Source organism: Allotamlana fucoidanivorans, from assembly GCF_045788535.1.
Lineage (GTDB): Bacteria > Bacteroidota > Bacteroidia > Flavobacteriales > Flavobacteriaceae > Allotamlana > Allotamlana fucoidanivorans.
In genome coordinates this window covers 461,646-481,219 of sequence record NZ_CP074074.1, presented here as the reverse complement: position 1 = coordinate 481,219, position 19,574 = coordinate 461,646, and the positions used below count along the sequence as shown (strand labels likewise).

Below are 19,574 nucleotides of genomic sequence, written 5' to 3'. Positions count from 1 at the left end.
ACCTTATGGTGTTGTAGACTAAGATTAAAAGACAACAACGTTTTTTAGCTAGGTATCAAACTGCAACAACCCCTTTGATGTGTGGATGCGGATTGTAATCTACTAGCGTAAAATCATCAAATGTAAAGTCAAAAATATCGTTTACCTTTGGGTTTAAAATCATTTTTGGTAAGGGTCTAATATCTCTTGATAGCTGAAGTTCTAACTGTTCATAGTGGTTACTGTAAATGTGAGCATCACCAAATGTATGAATGAATTCTCCTGCTTCATATCCGCAAACTTGAGCCATCATCATGGTGAATAAAGCATAAGAAGCAATGTTGAATGGTACTCCTAAAAAGATGTCTGCACTGCGTTGGTACAGTTGGCAGGATAGTTTACCATTAGCAACATAAAATTGGAAAAAGGCATGGCATGGCGGTAGTGCGGCTTTACCATTGGCTACATTTTCACTAAAACTTTTTGAGGTATCAGGAAGCACAGATGGGTTCCATGCAGAAACCAACATTCTCCTGCTGTCAGGATTGTGTTTCAGTGTGTCTATAACGTCCTTTATTTGATCAATCTCATCACTATTCCAATTACGCCATTGGTGCCCATAAACAGGGCCTAAGTCACCATTGTCATCAGCCCATTCATTCCAGATACGCACACCGTTTTCGGTAAGGTATTTAATATTGGTATCACCTTTCAAAAACCAAAGTAATTCATGTATGATAGATTTTAAATGCAGTTTTTTGGTAGTTACCATAGGAAATCCTTCGCTTAAGTCAAAACGCATTTGATAGCCAAAAACACTCTTTGTTCCAGTACCTGTGCGGTCTTCTTTTTCATTACCATGATTTAAAACATGATTTACTAAGTCGTGATATTGTTTCATAGTCTTTTCTGTGGTTTTAAGCTCTTAAGTAGTGGTAACTAGATTATAATATCTATATTTTTTCGGAAACGAATTTAGAGAAAAACGATATGATTATAAGAGGGTCATAACAAGTAAATATCAAAAAGTTATTAACGAAATATAAGATTTTGATATCATTAATTTATGAATACTTTGCTTTTTATCCAATAATCATACCGGCTATGGTTGCAGAAGCTAATGATGCAATGGTTCCTCCTATTAATGCTTTCATGCCAAACTTTGATAAGGTTTTACGCTGACCAGGAGCCAATGATCCAATACCTCCAATTTGAATTCCAATAGAAGCAAAATTTGCAAATCCACAAAGCATGTATGTTGCCATAATAATAGATTTCTCATAATTAAGGTGAATGGCATTACTAACATCTTTGAGGTCTCTAAGCTGAATGTAGCCAATAAATTCACTAGCGGCTAGTTTTATACCTAGTAATTGTCCCATAAGTGCCATGTCGTCTTGGGCTACACCAATTAACCACATCAGAGGAGCAAAGACATAGCCTAAAAGTAATTCAAGTGATAAACTTTGGTAGGCGGTATGACTAGCAATCCAAACATTTACGGTGGTAATATCTCCAATCCAACCTAAAATACCATTAAACATGGCAATAAAGGCAACAAAAACTAATAGCATAGCACCAACATTTACCGCAAGTTTTAGGCCTTCGGTAGTGCCGTTGGCAATGGCATCTAAAAAATTAGAGCCTATTTTTTCTTGTGACACAGAAACATCTGTATTGACATTATCTGTTTGAGGGTATAGAATCTTGGAAATAACGATAGCTCCTGGTGCGGCCATTACGGAAGCTGCCAATAAGTGCTTGGCATAAAACAATCTTAATACCGCATCATCACCACCTAAAAAGCCAATATATGCTGCAAGTACCGCTCCTGCTACTGTAGCCATACCACCAATCATCACTAAAAGCATTTCAGATTTATTCATTTTTTCTAAATAGGCCTTGATTAATAGTGGGGCCTCGGTTTGACCTAAAAAGATGTTTCCAGCCACACTTAAACTTTCCGCACCTGATATTTTTAAGGCTTTTGATAGGAGCCACGCCATGCCCTTTACTACTTTTTGAATGATTCCTAAATAAAATAGTACAGAGGTTAAAGCTGAAAAGAATATAATGGTTGGTAATACTTGAAAAGCAAATATAAATCCGAAAGTATCCATGTCAACAACCAGACCTTCAAATAGAAATTTGCTGCCTGCTCTGGTAAAATCAAGAACACTTACAAACAGACTGCCAATAAACTCAAACCCGCTTTTAATAATATCTACTTTTAAAACGCCAATGGCTATAAGGAGCTGAAATATAAGTCCAATACCCACCACTTTCCAGTTAATCGCTTTTTTATTACTGCTAAATAGGAACGCAATAAATATTAAGGAAAACATACCTAAGATACCACGCCATAAGCTATGAAAAGAAAAACCTTGACTAGGAATAATACTATTAGAATTATCGATAGATACTACCTCTGCGGTTTCTACAATAACTTGTGAGGCTTGTATGTTTTGTTGTGGATTTGTTTCAGCATGTTTAGAAAGCAAAACCGTTTGTGTAGTGTCTGCTATAGGTGCATTTTCTGGGTGTTGTGCTGATGAAGATGAAAGTAATAATACCGAAAAAGCAAAAAACAGAACGTATTTTGTCATGATTTAGAATTGGAGTTATTCACGCTTAGAAATTTCGTCTCTAATACTAGCGGCTTTTTCATAATCTTCATTAGCAACCGCCTCTTCCAGCATTTTTTGAAGTTCTTCAATAGACTTTCCTTTGAGATTTTCTCGCGGTGTACTAGGCTCTAATTCACTCGTCATTACGTCGTCCATTAAAACACTGTCTTCAGCATGATCGTCATTGTCATCGCTTTTCTTCGGATCAATTTTTAGATATATTCCAGCTTTGTCTAAAATGTTTTTGTAAGTAAAAATAGGGGCGCTAAAGCGCAACGCTAAAGCAATGGCGTCACTCGTTCTGGCGTCAATAATTTCTTCAATTTTATCGCGTTCGCAGATTAAACTGGAATAAAAAACACCGTCAACTAATTTGTGAATGATAACCTGCTTTACCACAATATCAAATCGATCTGCAAAATTTTTAAATAAGTCATGGGTTAATGGTCTTGGTGGACTTATTTCTTTTTCTAAAGCAATAGCAATAGATTGAGCTTCAAAGGCTCCTATAACAATAGGAAGTTTTCGGTCTCCGTCTACTTCATTTAAAATTAAGGCGTAAGCGCCATTTTGGGTTTGGCTGTAGGAAATCCCTTTTATATTTAATCTTACTAAACTCATAATCTTTAAAAACGCAAAGAACTGTTTAATTTAGAACTTTACCAACTGCGTAAACAGTTTTAGGTATAAAATGCTAAATTAAGCAGTTCTATAGTATCACACAATTTATAAAATATAAATTATTATTGTGCTTTAAATGCTTTCAATTTTTCAATTAATTCAGGAACTACTTGAAAGGCGTCTCCAACTACACCATAATCGGCTGCTTTAAAAAACGGTGCTTCAGGATCGGTATTTATTACCACCTTTACTTTTGAGGCGTTTACACCAGCTAAATGTTGAATGGCTCCAGAAATACCTATGGCAATATACAAGTTTGATGCTACAGGCTTCCCTGTTTGTCCAACATGCTCACCATGAGGGCGCCATCCTAAATCTGATACGGGTTTTGAACACGCTGTTGCTGCGCCTAAAACATCGGCAAGTTCTTCAATCATGCCCCAATTTTCAGGACCTTTTAAACCACGTCCGCCAGAAACTACTATTTCGGCATCGGCAATGGTTACCTTACCTACAGCTTTATCAACCGATTCTACCTTGGTGCTAGACTCAGGAATAGATGGAGTGAAATTTTCAGAAGTTGCATTAGATGGATTTTCAACTATGCCAAAGGCATTATTTGAAACACCAACAATTTTTACTTCTGTATTAATTTGTATGTTTTCAAAGGCTTTATTAGTGAACGCACTACGTTTTACAGTAAACGGACTCACATTTGAAGGTGTTTTAACCACATTTGAGGCATAGCCTGCTTGTAATGAAGCCGCTAATAATGGTGCTACATATTTACTATTTGCGCTTGAACTTACAATAATGACCTTTGCTTCTTCGTTTTGAGCCGCCTGTGCTAAAACAGATGCGTAAATTTTAGCATTAAAACCTTGTAATGCATCGTTATTTATATTTAATATCTTGTCAACACCATAATGGCCTAATGTTGAAGTGTCCTCTGTATTTATGGCTACCGCCGTAACCGATGTGCCTAATTGATTGGCAACGGCCTTGGCATATGAAGCAACTTCGAATGCTGCTTTTTTAAAGGCGCCTTGTTCTGATTCTGTATATACTAAAACTGACATAATTTTTATTTTTTTGTCTTCCCGAATGCATTTCAGGATAAGATTTAACCAATTCTGTTATTAAAAATTCCGAAAACAAGTATCGGAAAGAACGCTTCTTGTTTTAAATCACCTTGGCTTCGTTATGAAGTAGGTTTATTAGCTCGTCTAAATTATCAGGCGATACTAAAGTAACAGCACCTTTTGGAGCAGGTTTTTCAAATGATAATGAACTTGTTTTTGTTTCAGAAGCTACAGGTTCAACAACGTTTAGTGGTTTTTTTCTAGCCATCATTATACCGCGCATATTAGGTATTCTTAAATCACTTTCTTCAACCAAACCTTTTTGACCACCAATAACCAAGGGGAGTGAGGTAGAAACTGTTTCTTTTCCGCCATCAATTTCTCGAATAACCGTAGCTGAATGCCCGTCAATTTCAAGCCCCATACAGTTGTTTACAAAATTAGAACTGGTCAACCCTGCTAATATACCAGGAACCATACCTCCGTTATAGTCAATAGATTCTCTGCCGGCTATTATTAAATTGTAAGCCCCATTAGTTACAACTTCGGCAAGTTGTTTGGCCACAGAAAAACCATCAGTGGCTACGGTGTTAATGCGGATAGCTTCATCGGCACCAATAGCTAAAGCTTTTCGCAATGTGGGTTCTGTTTCAGGACCGCCAACATTTACAACAGTAATATGTGCGCCTTGTTTTTCTTTAAACCACATGGCGCGTGTTAAACCAAATTCATCATTGGGGTTAATTACAAACTGAACACCATTGGTGTCAAATGTTGTTTTGTCCTCAGTGAAATTAATCTTTGAAGTAGTGTCAGGTACATGACTAATACACACTAATATTTTCATTTGCTTATTTGTTAAAAGGTCTCATTTTATTTAGGATACGAAGTTAAATATTTTATTCTGAATATTTACTATGCATGCATAGTAAATATGTGTTGTTATTTTGATTAGTTGACTTAAAAATGATTTTCATGAAGATGTTAGCACAACAAAATCAATTAATAAGGGTTTTAGTATATCCTCAGTTATTGTTATAGATTTCTGTGAACTTAATAAAAATTATTTTCTAGATAATTTTCCTTTTTGATTTTATGTTAGATTATTCTTAATAATTCCTATTTTTGCATCTCGTATAAAAATCAATCTTAATGAAGACAATTCAATTTAGAGAAGCTATTTGCGAAGCCATGAGTGAAGAAATGCGCAGAGATGAGAGCGTGTACTTAATGGGTGAGGAGGTAGCAGAATATAATGGTGCATACAAAGCATCAAAAGGTATGTTAGATGAGTTTGGGCCAAAGCGTGTTATAGATACCCCAATTGCAGAGCTTGGTTTTGCAGGAATTGCTGTAGGTTCTACCATGACTGGTAATAGACCTATTGTGGAGTATATGACGTTTAACTTCTCTTTAGTTGGAATTGATCAAATTATAAATAATGCTGCGAAAATCAGGCAAATGTCTGGTGGGCAGTTTAAGTGCCCTATTGTATTTCGTGGTCCTACGGCCTCTGCAGGGCAGTTGGGAGCTACGCACTCTCAAGCTTTTGAGAACTGGTTTGCTAATACGCCAGGTTTAAAAGTTGTGGTACCTTCAAATCCTTATGATGCAAAAGGTTTGTTAAAGGCCGCAATTAGAGATGATGATCCAGTGATTTTTATGGAGAGTGAGCAAATGTATGGTGATAAAGGTGAAGTGCCCGAAGGGGAGTATGTGTTGCCTATTGGCGTAGCCGATATTAAACGAAAAGGCGATGATGTTACTATCGTGTCTTTTGGAAAGATTATTAAAGAAGCCTACAAAGCCGCAGACCAATTAGAAAAAGAAGGTATTTCTTGTGAAATTATAGATTTACGTACAGTGCGCCCAATGGATAGAAAAGCGATTGTGGAGTCTGTAAAGAAAACCAATAGATTAGTAGTTCTAGAAGAAGCTTGGCCGTTTGGTAGTGTAGCCACTGAAATTACTTATTTAGTGCAGTCTGAGGCGTTTGATTATTTGGATGCTCCAGTTATTAAGTTAAACACAGCTGATACGCCTGCTCCTTATTCTCCAGTGTTACTGGCAGAATGGTTACCTAACAGTGATGATGTTATCAAAGCTGTAAAGAAGGTAATGTACAAATAAAAGTATATTTTTTACGTTATATAAACTTCATTGACAAATTTGTTGGTGAAGTTTTTTTGTATTTATGAACATAAGACTACTTCAGGTATTTTTGATTTTTAGTGGGGTTGCAATGACGGCTCAAACCAAAGTGAGCGGTTATGTATTTGATGAAGATAATGCCCCAATTTCATTTGCCAATGTTATTTTTAGCGAATCAACGCAAGGTACCATAACAAATGAAGATGGAAGATTTTATTTGGAGTCTGATGAAAATTGGGAAGAAATCACTGTGTCTTTTATTGGTTTTGAAACTTTAAAGCTTTCCTTAGATAAGAAAGTAACTTATAATTTAAACGTTACACTCAAGGAAGAAGCAAGTCAGCTTGATCAGGTGGTCATTATTTCAGGAAAACAACCTAAAAAAAACAATCCAGCTATTGATTTATTGAGAAAAATATGGGCCAATAAACGTAGTAATGGCTTGAAGCAGTTTAGTCAATACCAATTTGATAAATACGAGAAACTAGAATTTGATATCAATACTATTGATAGCGCTCTTATAAAAAGTAGACTCTTTAAAGGCATGGAGTTTATTTTTGATCAAGTTGACACCTCGAGCGTAACGGGTAAAACCTATTTGCCTATTTTTATAAATGAGTCGTTTTCAAAGGTATATGGTGATAATGTTATTCATAAAACTAAAGAAACTCTTGAAGGTAATAAGAACTCTGGCTTTAGTGATAATCAAATTATTATTGATTTTATAAAAGATTTATATTCAGATTTTAACGTTTATGACAACTATTTGAAGTTCTTTGATAAAAGCTTTGTAAGTCCCATTTCTAGAACAGGAATCAGTACCTACAACTATGTGCTTTCTGATAGTGCTTTCATAGATAATAAGTGGTGTTACAATATTATTTATTATCCCAGAAGAAAAAATGAGCTGACCTTTAAAGGCGATTTCTGGGTAGCAGACACTACCTATGCTATTAAAGAAATTAATATGCAGGCTTCAAAAAGTGCTAATATAAATTGGGTTAAAGAGATTTATATTGAACAAGAATTTGAAGTGCTAAATGACTCGCTGTTTTTAGTGAAGCGCGATTATATGATGTCTGATTTTGCTTTTAATAAGAAAGAGAAGTCACGGGGTATTTACGGAAAACGAACCACGCTTTATGATAATTATAAGTTTGATGTTAAACAGGATAAAAAGTTTTATGAAAAGGAGGTTAACTTCTTTGATAAAGATGTTTATGATAGAAGTGATGATTTTTGGTCTGAAAATAGATTAGAAAAACTTAACAAAGACGAGAAAGGGGTATATAAAATGCTAGATACCTTAAAAACTGTCAAAAAATTTAAGAGGCTTTATAATTTAGGAAGCATTTTAGCTTCAGGATATATTGAATTTAATTCATTGCCTCTAGATTATGGACCTATATATTCTACGGTGGGTTATAATGATGTTGAAGGCTGGCGGTTACGAGCTGGTGGTAGAACCTATTTTGGTCGAAATGATTTGTGGCGTATTGAAGGTTTCATGGCCTATGGTTTTAATGACAATAAATTCAAATATGGTATTTCAGGTAAGTGGTTGCTAGATAAACGTACTAGGTTAATTATTTCAGGAGGAAACAGAAGAGATGTTGAGCAAATTGGGGCGAGTTTAACAACATCAAATGATGTGTTAGGAAGAAGTTTTGCGTCGTCAGGTGTGTTTACCACGGCCACCAATGATAAGTTGACTAACATAAATTTATCTACTATAGGACTTGAAATTGAGCCTGCTAAAAATTTAATTTTAAAATTAGGAGGAAGTTATCGTACATTAGAATCAGCTTCGCCTACCTTCAGTTTAGACTATTATGACGCTAATTCGCCTACAGGGATTTCTTCAGAAATAAAGCAGTTTGAAAGTACCTTTTTAATGGCTTATTTTCCAAATCGAAAGATGACAGGGTACGGCGTGGAACGCTTGACGGCTAATGATGATTTTGCACAACTTTTTGCTCAAGTTAGTAAAGGGCATAAAGGGAAGCAGGGAGATAATTTTGACTATACCAAACTTCAGTTTAGGTTTATAAAGCCTTGGCAGATTGGTGGGTTTGGACGGTTATACACCACACTCGAGGCTGGTAAAACGTTTGGTGTGGTGCCTTTGGGATTAATGAGTGTGGTACCTGGTAATCAAAGTTACTTTTCCATTTATAATACATTTTCTCAGCTTGACTTTTATGAATTTGTTGCAGATACTTATACGTCTGTACATATTGAGCACAATTTTAACGGACGTATTTTTTCAAGAATTCCTTTCTTAAAAAAATATAACCTTAGGGCTATAGCGGGTATTAGAGGAGTAATGGGTAGTGTGTCCGATGAAAACAAGGCCATTAATGCTTCAGGGTTAGTGTACAAAGCCCCGTCTTCAGTGCCCTATTATGAATATAGTTTTGGTGTTGGTAATATTTTTAAAGTATTTAGGTTAGACTTTAATTTTAGAGGCAACTATTTAAATCCAATAGAAAACCCTATGGCTAGAAAATTTGGAATAACTGGGGCTTTTGGGTTTTCTTTTTAAAGGTGTTATACGCTGTTTCAGAGCGAATAAAAAAGCATTTTATAGATTTTATAAATCACTTTTTTAGCGGTTTTCTACTTTTGGTAAAATTTTAAGCCCAAGCACATCATGAAGTTAATTTTAAGGCCTATAGTATTAGGTGTTTTTTTATGTTTTAATTTGGTCATATCACAGGAAGAATTAAAACTAACGGTTAAAGATAGCATGGTAACAAGTTCTTGGATGGTTGGACTCGGTTACAATTTTGTAGATGAATCGGGAGATATTTATGTTAAGCCTTTAGAGGTGAATAATCATTTAAACGCGGTTGCTTTTCCGTCAAGAATTAGTATTGGACGTTATTTTGAAAATGGTCTAGGAATTGAATTAATAGGAACTTATAATAAGTATAAAGTTGGTCAAAATATTAATGGAAATCCTAATCCGGTTGAATCTGATTATTACGGAATAGATTCTAGGGTGTCCTATGATTTGAATAAAATATTTGGTGAAACAGGCTGGTTTGATCCTTATGTCGGGGTAGGTTTAGGGTATACCGATTCTGATAATACACCCAAAGGTACATTTAATGGTGTTGTTGGATTTAGAACTTGGTTGTCTGATCATTGGGGTTTTGATTTTAGTTCTTCAGGTAAATGGCGACTAGGCGGGGTAGGTACAGATCATGTACAGCATGCCGCAGGTGTAGTTTATAGGTTTGGCATTAAAAAAGAATTAACGAAAAAAGGCCTTCAAAAAGCTGAATTGAAGGAATCTATAGCAAAAGAAAATCAAAGAAAATTAGATTCTATTGAACGTATTAATAAAAAGAAAGAAGCTGAGGCTTTAGCCTTTCAAAGGGAAGCAGAAAGAAAAAAACAGTTAGCAAAAGAAAAGGAGGAAGAGAGGCAGCGAGAAATCCTAGCTCGTAAGGAGCAGGTTGAGAATGATATAAGTAATTTGGGTGTGGTGTATTTTAAATTTGATTCGTTTACTTTAACTAATGATTCAAAACAAGTGTTAGATGCATTGATTTCAATTTTAGAAAATCATAAAGAAGTTAATCTGAAAATTAACGGACACACGGATTCTCGTGGTACTAGAGAATATAATCAGAAACTTTCAGAAACACGGGCAAATGCTGTGAAAGATTATTTGATAGGTAAAGGAATAAATGATTCCAGAATAGAAAGTGAAGGATTTGGAGAATCACAATTATTAAATGATTGTGATGGAAGTAAACCTTGTACTGACGCTAAGCATGGCATTAATAGAAGGATAGAAAGTGTTGTGGTGTTTTCAGATTAAATAAAGAACATGTTGGTAGTAAAAAATATCTTAGGGAGCTAAAAAAGTCAAAAGGATTAACTAATTTTTTAGTCCTTTTTTGATTAATATATGTCGTTGAAAGGTATTGAAATGTTAAAAAAACATGCGTTTTGTCGAATAAAATAGTTTTTAAGCGAGTTTTGATCTAGTTTCGTAGGAAAGTTAATCCCAAATTTGACTAAAAACATGAAGACCTTAAAACTTATTTTATTATGCCTTTTTGTATCTACACACTCATTTGCTAATGTGTCACCTAAAGAAAAGGACGCGTTAATTGCTTTATATAAGGCAACAAACGGTCATAACTGGAATTCCACGTGGGATTTAGAAGCTCCTGTAGAAACTTGGCACGGCGTTAAGTTGGACAGCGAAAAAGTGGTTGAAATTAATCTTCAGTTCAATAATCTAGATGGTCATTTACCAAATGAGATAGGCGATTTATTGTATTTAAGAAAAATGAATTTAGGATTCAATAAATTAAAAGGCACTATTCCTTCAAGTATAAAAAACTTACTTGATTTAAAAGTATTAGAATTATTCATGAATGGTTTTGAAGGGAAAATCCCTTCGGAATTAGGTAAATTAAGAGATTTAGAATCACTAAAACTGTATAGCAATAAGTTTTCGGGAGAAATACCAACAGAACTCATGGAACTAAAAAACCTGAAAGAACTGTTGTTAGGAAGCAACTATTTAACAGGTCATATTCCCAATGAAATCTATGCATTATCAAAATTAGAAAAATTGAGTTTAATGGATAACAAAATGGATGGTGAAATTCCAGTTGAAATTGCGCAATTAAAAAACCTGCAAGAACTATTGTTGTCTACAAATCAATTTACTGGAAATTTACCAATTGAATTCATGCAAATGGATAAGCTTAGTACTATTATGGTAAGTGACAACAACTTGAATATGGAATATATTAGTGTATCAGGTAATCAGCCTGTATTTAATAAAATGGATTTGCAAAGTGCTACTGCAACCATGGACATAGAAAAGGAGTAATTACATTATAAATTTAGTTTTTAAGCCATCGTTTAGATGGCTTTTTTTTATATTGGGTAATATGATAATTGAGCATTATTTTACCTGTCCTCATTGCTGGCAACGTATTTCTGTTCTTATAGATAAAACAATTTCAGAACAGCAATACATAGAAGATTGTGAAGTATGTTGTAACCCATTTCTATTAAAAATACGTTTTAAAAATTCAGAACTAACAGGTTTTCAGGCTATAAGTATTGAACAATAATATTTTGTTAATTTATGCTTGCAAAATCTAAAAAGGATTGTATATTTGCAGTCCAATATCGCGGGATAGAGCAGTAGGTAGCTCGTCGGGCTCATAACCCGAAGGTCACTGGTTCGAGTCCAGTTCCCGCTACAAAGTAAGAGAATCTAGAAATAGGTTCTCTTTTTTTATAGTTCCATTTATGTCTATATATCTAGTGAGAGAGTGGCATATGTAGAATAAAAATGAATGCCTTTAATTTGACCAGTCTTAATAAAGAAAACGGAATGTGTTTTATATCAACCGAATCATCCAGAGCTTAGGTGTTTATTGTGACTGAACAATAGAGTAGTGATAAAGTTCATGAGAAACCTGGACAGCATGGTTTTCTGCTCAATCAATAGTATTTCCAAAAATCAACTTGGGTTCTCTTTCCGTCCGCTAAATCACCCAGTTCAACAGCTTTTGTTTTCATTTCTTTTCTAAGCTGTTCTACTAGTTCAGTGTATTCAGGGAAATCGGCTAAATTAAATGTCTCCCAAGGATCTTTTGTGATGTTAAACAATTGTGTTACTCTTGATCCGGCAATAAAATCTCCCTTCTTATTGTTGCTGTCAGGAGCCCTTACATACTCTATGAGTTTATAATCTCCTTTTCTAAAGGCTCGTTGATGTTGGCGGTAGGCATGATAAGTATAATCTCTAACTTGATTGACCTCATGATTTATAATTGGCACTAAACTTTTACCCGTAACAGAGCCTGGTGTTTTTATACCAGCCATATCACACAGTGTTGGAAAGATATCATAATTATAACAAAAGGCTTTTTCTCGTCGTCCCTTATTTGAGGTATCAAGGAAACCACCAGAAATAATAAATGGAATATGTATGCCATCTTCATCATAAATATTTTGTTTACCTATTAATCCATGATTACCAACTGCCAAGCCGCTATCACCTGCTACCACAATGATGCTATTGTCATATTGACCACTTTCTTTTAAGGCTGTAATAACCCGACCTATTTGAGCATCGAGATGCGTGATGATGGCATAATAGTCTGAAAGCTGTTTCTGGGCTACTTGCTTTGTTCTTGGCCAAGGTGCTAATTGTTCGTCACGTAAAACGATATGTCCATTATCAAAAGGGTGTTGTAACATATGGGATGGAGGTAACGCTATGTCAGCTTCAGGGTACATATCTTTATATGCTTTTGGAGCCTGTCGTGGGTCATGCGGAGCATGAAAGGCTAAGTACATAAAGAACGGTTTCTTTTTTTCGCTGTAGGAAGAGATAAAATCTATGGCGCCATTCGCTATGACTTCAGAACTGTGTGGCCCATCAGTTTCTGTTCCTGTAGGGCCTCTTTTATCATTTTTGGTAACGGGTCTTCGTACTTCTTTACCATTTTCATCCCAATTAATAAGAAATGCGTTTTCTTTTGGATAATTGCCAGCTTTGTTCCATTGAGAAAAAGGCATTCTGAAATGGTCTTGTAGATAGACAGGTTTTCCCATAACTAATCCCCCAGAAGTAAAGCCACGGGCAAGAGATTGCGTGTCCTGATGCCATTTACCAACATGGTAAGCGTAATATCCAGCATTCATAAAAGCTTCTCCCATCATGGTATGATTTGTTGGGATATTGTTGCCTATACCATCTAAGTCAAATAAATGCCGCCCTGTAAGTAACATAGCTCTACTTGGTATGCAGGTTGCTCCACTAAAAGCTCCCATTAAATAGGCGTTTGTAAAGCTGATTCCTGTATAAGCCAGATTATCTAAGTTTGGAGTACTTAAAGCTTGACCTCCAAGCGCATGAACACCTGTAAATCGATGATCATCAGTGTAAATCATAATTACGTTTGGCTTCTTGTTTTTCTGAGCTACTAATTTTGGTAGTACTGCAATTATTAAGATAATGCACAATATGATTTTTTTCATTCTTTCTTTGATTTATACTGCGTTATAAAAGTTTAAAAAATATTGGTTTTTTAAACTAGATAAAAATAACGCAAGTTTTAAAAAAATCATGTAAAATCATCTGGGTTATAACGATATTTGACCATATCTTATTAAGTAAAAACTATAATTGTTAGTTGCAGCTGTTTTTAAACAACGAAAAATAATAAGTTAGCTGTTCAGGTGTGTTTTGTTTTCTTATGATAAGGTAAAAAAAGAGGTGTTGATTAGTCAAGCACTCTTTTCAGAACTGGAATTCAACAACCAAGAGACTTATGCTAGATTGGATATAAGAGCTAATTATTTTCAAAAGTTTAATGCGTTTATCCTTGAACCAAGATTAAATATACGGCAGAAGTTGTCACATCTGTTTGCTGTTAAATTACAAGGTGAGTTTAAAAACCAATCGGTTACACAGATTATAGACTTTCAAGATGATTTTTTAGGGGTTGAAAACAGACGATGGATTTTAGCCAATACTAAAAATGTACCTATCTCAAAAAGTAAACAGGCTTCTTTGGGTTTTGAGTACAATCATCGTAATTGGATTTTGGATGTTGAGGGCTATTATAAGGTGGTAAATGGTATTACCCTTTCTAATGAGGGGTTTTATAATAATTTTCAGTATTTAAAGGCTTCGGGCCGTTATAAGGTAAAAGGGCTTGAGTTTCTTGTTAATAAAACAGCGAGTCATTACAGTACGTGGCTGAGTTATACTTATAGTGTAAATGATTATGAGTTTAAAATTTTAAATCCGCCCGTGTTCCCCAATAATATGGATATCAGGCATTCTGTGTCCTTAGCTTTTAATTATAATATTTTAGAACCATTAGAGATTTCTTTAGGAGGTATTTGGCGTTCGGGAAAACCTTATACCAAACCCGTTGAAGGTCATGAAACCATTCAGAATGGTAATGATATTGTTGTGAATTATGGTGATCCTAATCGCGACAACCTTGAAGATTTTATGCGATTGGATGCTTCATTAAATTATGGTTTTAACCTCAGTAAAGGTATGATATCTTCAGTGCGTGTTGGCGTTATTAATATTTTGAATAGAAAGAATGTTATAAATACCTACTATGAAGTTAATCCTGAGGATTCAAGTTCTGCTATAGCGATTGAAAATAAATCGTTAGGATTGACACCAAATGTTAGCTTTAGATGCCATTTTTAAGATGAGCTTATGCCTTATAAAACTACCATAACAAAAAAGCCTACCAAGCGTATACCTGATAGACTTTCTTCTAACTACTAAACTAAAAAACTATTTTTTAATCAATTTAATGGTTGTACTGCCTGCTTCTGTACTTACCTGAGCGAAATACAAACCAGAAGGGAGTGGTGTACCATCAATATTTGTGATGCTGTTATCGGCGTTTAAACTTAGCACTTGTTTTCCCAAAGCGTTATAAACTTGAATGGATGTTATGTTTGTTGAACTGTTGATAGTCCACATACTAAAACTTGGATTAGGATACACCTTGAAATCTTCTAATTTTGGTTTATCAAGACCCAAAGTACAGTTGTCACCAACTTTATAAGAAAAATATTTAGTTACGGCTAAACCGCCTGCAAATGCAAATTTACAAGCATAACTAATGGTTGCTCCTGGTGTTTGTCCAGAAATGGTGGTTGTAAATGTTTTAGGTTCACCAGAAACCGCACTCATTGGGGTTTCACCAAAGGGTGATTCTTTCCATAAATAGGCAATAACACCGTCTTTATTATCTAATAATTCAAAGGTAAACGTGACATCTGTACCCGAAGTTTCAAAGTTATAATTGTAACCAATATCAAAAGAACCTTGCTGGGCATCAGCACTTATTCCAGAGCAAGCGGTATTAGCGCTGGTTAAAGTAGTGGCTTGAAGGATAATAGGATTGTTGGTGGCTTCATTTCCAGCTAAGTCAGAAGCCGAAATAGAAAACGTATAAGAGGTTTCAGGTTGTAAGGCGGCTATTACTAAAGCTTTTTGAACGCCAGATTCACCAGTTAAGCCATCAGATCCTGTGTCAAAAGAAACATTATAAACTACCGTACCAGAATTGTCTGTTGCGTTTAATAGCAGCTCAACTGAGTTTGAGGTTACAGTACCAATTGAAGCTGTAAAATTTGTCGGAGCTTCTGTGTCATTATCACCTGAACAATCTGAACCAACTACATAGTCTACATATTCTGTAACGGCTAAGCCTCCTGTGAATTCAAATTTACAGGCATAGCTAATGGTTTGTCCATTAGTTAATCCACTTAGAGTTTTGGTGAATTTATTGGTTTCAACAAAGTCCATGCCTGACTCCGCAAAAGGCGATTGCTGCCAGAGGTAAGCATTTCCAGAGAACTTATCATTATCAAGTAGCTCAAAAGTGACGATAACATCTGTACCAATGGTTTCAAAAGTACTTTTATAACCAATGGAGAAAGATCCTTGAAGGGCTCCGGTTCCTGTTTGTTCGCAGCGTTTTACTTCATCAATCGATATATTTACCGTTTGTGATGTGCCTTGGCCTCCAGCATCATCAATGGCCTTAGCAGAAAGTTGGTGATTGCCAAGGCTTGCATTACTCCAAACGAAATTAAATGGAGCAGTACTATCTTCACCAATTTTTGTTATGCCATCATAGAACTCAACTAACGATACAGTACCGTCAAGGTCACTGGCTGTAGCCGAAATTGCTATGTCATCTCCTTCTTTAAATGAGGAGTTATTGGCCGGACTTGTTAACGACACCGTTGGAGTGGTATTTCCCGTTTGCGTAACCATGACTAAAACGGTGCTACTCGATGTATGTGAACCATCATCAACCGTAAGCTTGAGCTTGTAAATACCTTCTTCTAAATTAGAAATATTAGGAGACACAACAGTAGAGCTAGAGAAGTTTATAGCCGATGGTCCGTAAATTTGTTCCCAAGCATAATTCAAAACAGGAGTATCTGCATCGGTACTTTGAGAACCATCTAAAGTTGCTGTTGTTGCGGGCAAAATAACAGATACGTTATCTCCAGCATGGGCTACAGGTGGATTATAAGCTAACGGACTAGAATAGCTAAAGGTTAATTTTCCTAAGTTAAATTCACCATTTGTGAAGGCTAATCTTAATGCATGTTTTCCTTTGTTTAGTTCTATATTATTAACGGTTTTGGTGGCCCAGGTAGACCAATTGGAGGTGCTTGTAGAGGGAACAGAAATGTCTGGACTGATTTTATCTCCGTCTATTTCAAGATAAAATGGTCCACCGCCAGCACTGTTACCTGAGGCATATCTAAAATCCAAGTTATAGTTTCCAGCAGTTTGCACGTCAATAGTGTATTCTACCCATTCGCCCGATGCAATCCATCCAATAATTGCACCTTCGGAAGTGTCCGTAGCGGCATCTACATATTCTTCTGGTCTGAAATCACCTTCGTTGTTTTGAGACACATCTACATAAGAAATACCCTGACCAACACCACCTTCAAATTTGTCATAGTGCCCAGCTTCAATAGTTCCTGGGATTTCTATAGCCGTTCCCGAATAAGGAACTTGATCTCCAACTTGAATAGTAATAATATTTGTGATATTAAATTTAGATCCGTCATACACTTTGGCATACATACCGTGATTACCAAGGGTAAGATTTGAAGCTTTCATTTCATATGGACTATTTTGAATTTCGCCTAAGAGATTCGTTCCATCAAAAAATTCAACTTTTGTAATTCCAGTTCCCGATGTTTGTACAGTTAAATTAACACTGCCATTAGGAAAGGCCAGGTTGAAGTCTGACGACATGATTCCTGAAACACTAGCGTCTTTGTTGGTTGCCATTTGATATGCTGGTACATCTAGTTTAAAACCATCAGAAAAGGTAACCGTAATGGGAGCACTGGAATAGTTATGCGCTACATAGGTCTTGTCGCCATCTTTACTAAAAACCGCGGCAATAGGGTAATCAGCGGTTAATGTTGCGTCAAGGGTTCCCATGGCGTTCATGGCATGTAACCAATGATAGGTTTGAACATCAGATACACCGAATTTCATAATTCTATCTGGGTATGCGTTGTACAGGTCAATAGCTGTTTGAGGATCAATAAAAGTTAAATATTTCCAGATGGTATCATGCCAAAGGTTAGGATTGGTACTTGAGGTGCTCAATATTTCAGTGTATGTTTTTAACTCATCCCAAATTTTTTGAACATAAGCTTTGTTTTGACCTAAGTATAAAGAACCACCATGCATGGGGTATAATTCAATACCATAAGATGCTGTAATATCACTGGTCCAAAATGTTCCATTATCATAAGAATTCCCCCAAACACGAGACACTAGGCTGTATTGTTGTGAAGGTTGAAAATTACGTTCATACATATCAAACCAATACTCTTCAATAGCTGTTTGCTCGGTAGTGTATAAATAAATTCCTAAATCTCTAATAGCGTCATTTCCTGTAATAGTACCCCAGTGGATTAGCGAGGAATTGAATTGCATACTTTCAGAAGTCGATTCTTGATCGTTACCTTGTGGAAAGGAAGCAAAACCATTTGCCCAGCAATGGCCAGCATACGGGCTAAAGTTTCTTAAGAAAGGGAACTGTGCATCGTTTCTACTGTCAGAGGCAGCATCTCTAACTAAAAGATTAATCATTTCTCCCCAGTTGTTAGCCCACCCAGGTTCAAATTGTTCTAGAAAAGCAGCCGCATGTATAAAGTAACCCCAGTGAAAATGGTGATCGTTTATATTGGTGTCTTGCCCATGACCAGCAGGATAACCTAACATAGCAGACCAATCATTGTTATAATAAAACAAAAAGGCTTTTTCTCCAGATTGATAGCTTAGCCAGTCTTCTAAACGTTCTTTTACGGTAGCTATCATTTTATCTCGAGCCTCAATGTTTCCGGTTTGATCGGCAATTCTAGCCGATTGAATCAATCGATTCATTACTTGCCCCTCGTTATAAGAATCTGTCCAGGTGGCTAACCCATCATTTTCAATTTGAGCAATTTTAGCATCTAAATCAGAAGGATTAAACCCTGCACTATAATTTGCTAAATAAGGCATGGTAGGCAGAATACCGCGAAAAACGTTTTCAACGATGAAACCGTTACCATCAAGCGTTTTTATCTCGCCTCTTATACCGTTGTAACTGTAGCCATTTGGAGTGGCTGAAATGGCCGATAAATTAGCCCATTGATGAGGTAAAAGTCCTTGTAAAATATTCGTTTCAACCCCTTCTTTTGTTTCTGTGGTTACTGAAAAATTGGTTTGTACCACACCTGTATTTTCATTGTAAGACCAACTGGTTGTAGTATTGGTAGGAAATACATAAGCATATTTTTTATATTCTTGGGCTACGGTGGCTGCATTGCTATTATCTTGTGGTAGCATGGCCATAGACCAATAATCTTTTCCGTTTAGGGTAGAGGTGTAGGTGTTTCCAGTATTGGTCCACGTGCTTCCTGATGGGGCATAAAACACAAAATCAGCATTACCACTGGCGTTTTCAATGATGAGCATTTCAGAAGAAACGGTTATCGAACCACCGTTAATTTGAATTTCTAGCACATCGTCCGATTCTTTTTCAAAATATAGAAAAGGCATACCAATTCCCGAAGTAGCCTTTAAATCATGTGAACCGTCATTCCAATTCATAGTAACGGTCCAATCTGAATAATCTGAAACTGTTGCTTGCAAAGCATTTAGTCCAGATAGTCCAACTTTAATAGGGGCGGAGTCTCCAATTACACCAAAAGGAATATAGGTAACCACTAATCCAGTATTAGTGGTTTTCATGGTCATGGGATAGTTGAATAAATTATCGGCATGATTATCTTTTACTAATTTAGACCACCAGTCATTTGTTGGAACAGGTTTGCCTATGGCGTTTCCTGATAATTGAGGTGTTCCTGAGGGATACCCATTTCTACCAGCGGCATCCGTACCTGGAAAATTAGTAGTATAACTTCCATTGCCTACAGTAACTTGGGCACCAATGGTAAAAGAAAGGCATAGTAAACTAAGAAAAAGAAGTTGTTTGGATCGAGATGCTATTTTCATTTTTAAGAATATTAAGAAAGCGAATACATTAAAAAA

At 35.8% G+C, this 19,574-nt stretch carries 13 protein-coding genes and 1 tRNA gene; 7 read left to right on the top strand and 7 right to left on the bottom strand.

What is annotated here, in order from left to right:
* Positions 1–55 precede the first annotated feature (55 nt).
* From KFZ70_RS02215 to KFZ70_RS02195, 5 genes are all read right to left on the bottom strand, one after another.
* Positions 56–880: a thymidylate synthase gene (locus KFZ70_RS02215; RefSeq protein ID WP_139698322.1), complete on the bottom strand. Its 825-nt coding sequence runs from the start codon at positions 878–880 to the stop codon at positions 56–58.
* 181 nt (positions 881–1,061) lie between these two features.
* Positions 1,062–2,585 (bottom strand): NupC/NupG family nucleoside CNT transporter, encoded by a 1,524-nt coding sequence (locus KFZ70_RS02210; protein ID WP_139698323.1) that lies wholly within the window; start codon positions 2,583–2,585, stop codon positions 1,062–1,064.
* Positions 2,586–2,600: 15 nt separating this feature from the next.
* Positions 2,601–3,227 carry a bifunctional nuclease family protein gene (locus tag KFZ70_RS02205; protein WP_139698324.1) on the bottom strand — a complete coding sequence of 209 codons (627 nt, stop codon included), beginning with the start codon at positions 3,225–3,227 and terminating at the stop codon, positions 2,601–2,603.
* Positions 3,228–3,349: 122 nt separating this feature from the next.
* Positions 3,350–4,306, bottom strand: a complete 957-nt coding sequence (locus KFZ70_RS02200) for an electron transfer flavoprotein subunit alpha/FixB family protein (protein ID WP_139698325.1) — start codon at positions 4,304–4,306, stop codon at positions 3,350–3,352.
* 103 nt (positions 4,307–4,409) lie between these two features.
* Positions 4,410–5,156, bottom strand: coding sequence for an electron transfer flavoprotein subunit beta/FixA family protein (locus KFZ70_RS02195; RefSeq protein ID WP_139698326.1), 747 nt, complete (start codon positions 5,154–5,156; stop codon positions 4,410–4,412).
* Positions 5,157–5,461: 305 nt separating this feature from the next.
* Here KFZ70_RS02195 and KFZ70_RS02190 point away from each other — a divergent pair, with 305 nt between their 5' ends.
* The 6 genes from KFZ70_RS02190 to KFZ70_RS02165 all read left to right on the top strand — a co-directional run bounded on the left by KFZ70_RS02190 (position 5,462) and on the right by KFZ70_RS02165 (position 11,700).
* Positions 5,462–6,439 carry a pyruvate dehydrogenase complex E1 component subunit beta gene (locus KFZ70_RS02190; RefSeq protein ID WP_139698327.1) on the top strand — a complete coding sequence of 326 codons (978 nt, stop codon included), beginning with the start codon at positions 5,462–5,464 and terminating at the stop codon, positions 6,437–6,439.
* A 64-nt stretch (positions 6,440–6,503) separates the two neighbouring features.
* Positions 6,504–9,005 carry a DUF5686 and carboxypeptidase-like regulatory domain-containing protein gene (locus KFZ70_RS02185; RefSeq protein ID WP_139698328.1) on the top strand — a complete coding sequence of 834 codons (2,502 nt, stop codon included), beginning with the start codon at positions 6,504–6,506 and terminating at the stop codon, positions 9,003–9,005.
* A 108-nt stretch (positions 9,006–9,113) separates the two neighbouring features.
* The gene (locus KFZ70_RS02180) at positions 9,114–10,292 is read left to right on the top strand and encodes an OmpA family protein (protein ID WP_139698329.1); all 1,179 of its coding nucleotides are present in this window, start codon (positions 9,114–9,116) and stop codon (positions 10,290–10,292) included.
* Between the two features lie 207 nt (positions 10,293–10,499).
* Positions 10,500–11,321: a Two component regulator three Y domain protein gene (locus KFZ70_RS02175; protein WP_139698330.1), complete on the top strand. Its 822-nt coding sequence runs from the start codon at positions 10,500–10,502 to the stop codon at positions 11,319–11,321.
* A 61-nt stretch (positions 11,322–11,382) separates the two neighbouring features.
* Positions 11,383–11,568, top strand: coding sequence for a CPXCG motif-containing cysteine-rich protein (locus tag KFZ70_RS02170; RefSeq protein WP_317128558.1), 186 nt, complete (start codon positions 11,383–11,385; stop codon positions 11,566–11,568).
* A gap of 59 nt (positions 11,569–11,627) precedes the next feature.
* Positions 11,628–11,700: transfer RNA gene (locus KFZ70_RS02165), tRNA-Met, on the top strand.
* A gap of 244 nt (positions 11,701–11,944) precedes the next feature.
* On the opposite strand, the gene KFZ70_RS02160 is transcribed toward KFZ70_RS02165, so the two are convergent.
* On the bottom strand, positions 11,945–13,489 hold the full coding sequence (locus KFZ70_RS02160; protein WP_139698331.1) for a sulfatase-like hydrolase/transferase: 1,545 nt from the start codon (positions 13,487–13,489) through the stop codon (positions 11,945–11,947).
* A gap of 241 nt (positions 13,490–13,730) precedes the next feature.
* On the opposite strand from KFZ70_RS02160, the gene KFZ70_RS02155 reads away from it, so the two are divergent.
* The gene (locus tag KFZ70_RS02155) at positions 13,731–14,684 is read left to right on the top strand and encodes a TonB-dependent receptor domain-containing protein (protein ID WP_233244083.1); all 954 of its coding nucleotides are present in this window, start codon (positions 13,731–13,733) and stop codon (positions 14,682–14,684) included.
* Positions 14,685–14,774: 90 nt separating this feature from the next.
* Here KFZ70_RS02155 and KFZ70_RS02150 read toward each other — a convergent pair whose 3' ends face one another.
* Entirely contained in the window at positions 14,775–19,538 is a 4,764-nt protein-coding gene (locus KFZ70_RS02150) for a glycosyl hydrolase (protein ID WP_139698333.1), read from the bottom strand.
* Between the last annotated feature and the right edge of the window lie 36 nt (positions 19,539–19,574).

What these genes read in the sequence shown, in the direction of transcription:
- KFZ70_RS02215 (WP_139698322.1), bottom strand. Translation starts at nt 880, where the DNA reads ATGAAACAATATCACGACTTAGTAAATCATGTTTTAAATCATGGTAAT.
- KFZ70_RS02180 (WP_139698329.1), top strand. Translation starts at nt 9,114, where the DNA reads ATGAAGTTAATTTTAAGGCCTATAGTATTAGGTGTTTTTTTATGTTTT.
- KFZ70_RS02195 (WP_139698326.1), bottom strand. Translation starts at nt 5,156, where the DNA reads ATGAAAATATTAGTGTGTATTAGTCATGTACCTGACACTACTTCAAAG.
- KFZ70_RS02200 (WP_139698325.1), bottom strand. Translation starts at nt 4,306, where the DNA reads ATGTCAGTTTTAGTATATACAGAATCAGAACAAGGCGCCTTTAAAAAA.
- KFZ70_RS02175 (WP_139698330.1), top strand. Translation starts at nt 10,500, where the DNA reads ATGAAGACCTTAAAACTTATTTTATTATGCCTTTTTGTATCTACACAC.
- KFZ70_RS02160 (WP_139698331.1), bottom strand. Translation starts at nt 13,489, where the DNA reads ATGAAAAAAATCATATTGTGCATTATCTTAATAATTGCAGTACTACCA.
- KFZ70_RS02170 (WP_317128558.1), top strand. Translation starts at nt 11,383, where the DNA reads ATGATAATTGAGCATTATTTTACCTGTCCTCATTGCTGGCAACGTATT.
- KFZ70_RS02190 (WP_139698327.1), top strand. Translation starts at nt 5,462, where the DNA reads ATGAAGACAATTCAATTTAGAGAAGCTATTTGCGAAGCCATGAGTGAA.
- KFZ70_RS02210 (WP_139698323.1), bottom strand. Translation starts at nt 2,585, where the DNA reads ATGACAAAATACGTTCTGTTTTTTGCTTTTTCGGTATTATTACTTTCA.
- KFZ70_RS02185 (WP_139698328.1), top strand. Translation starts at nt 6,504, where the DNA reads ATGAACATAAGACTACTTCAGGTATTTTTGATTTTTAGTGGGGTTGCA.
- KFZ70_RS02205 (WP_139698324.1), bottom strand. Translation starts at nt 3,227, where the DNA reads ATGAGTTTAGTAAGATTAAATATAAAAGGGATTTCCTACAGCCAAACC.
- KFZ70_RS02150 (WP_139698333.1), bottom strand. Translation starts at nt 19,538, where the DNA reads ATGAAAATAGCATCTCGATCCAAACAACTTCTTTTTCTTAGTTTACTA.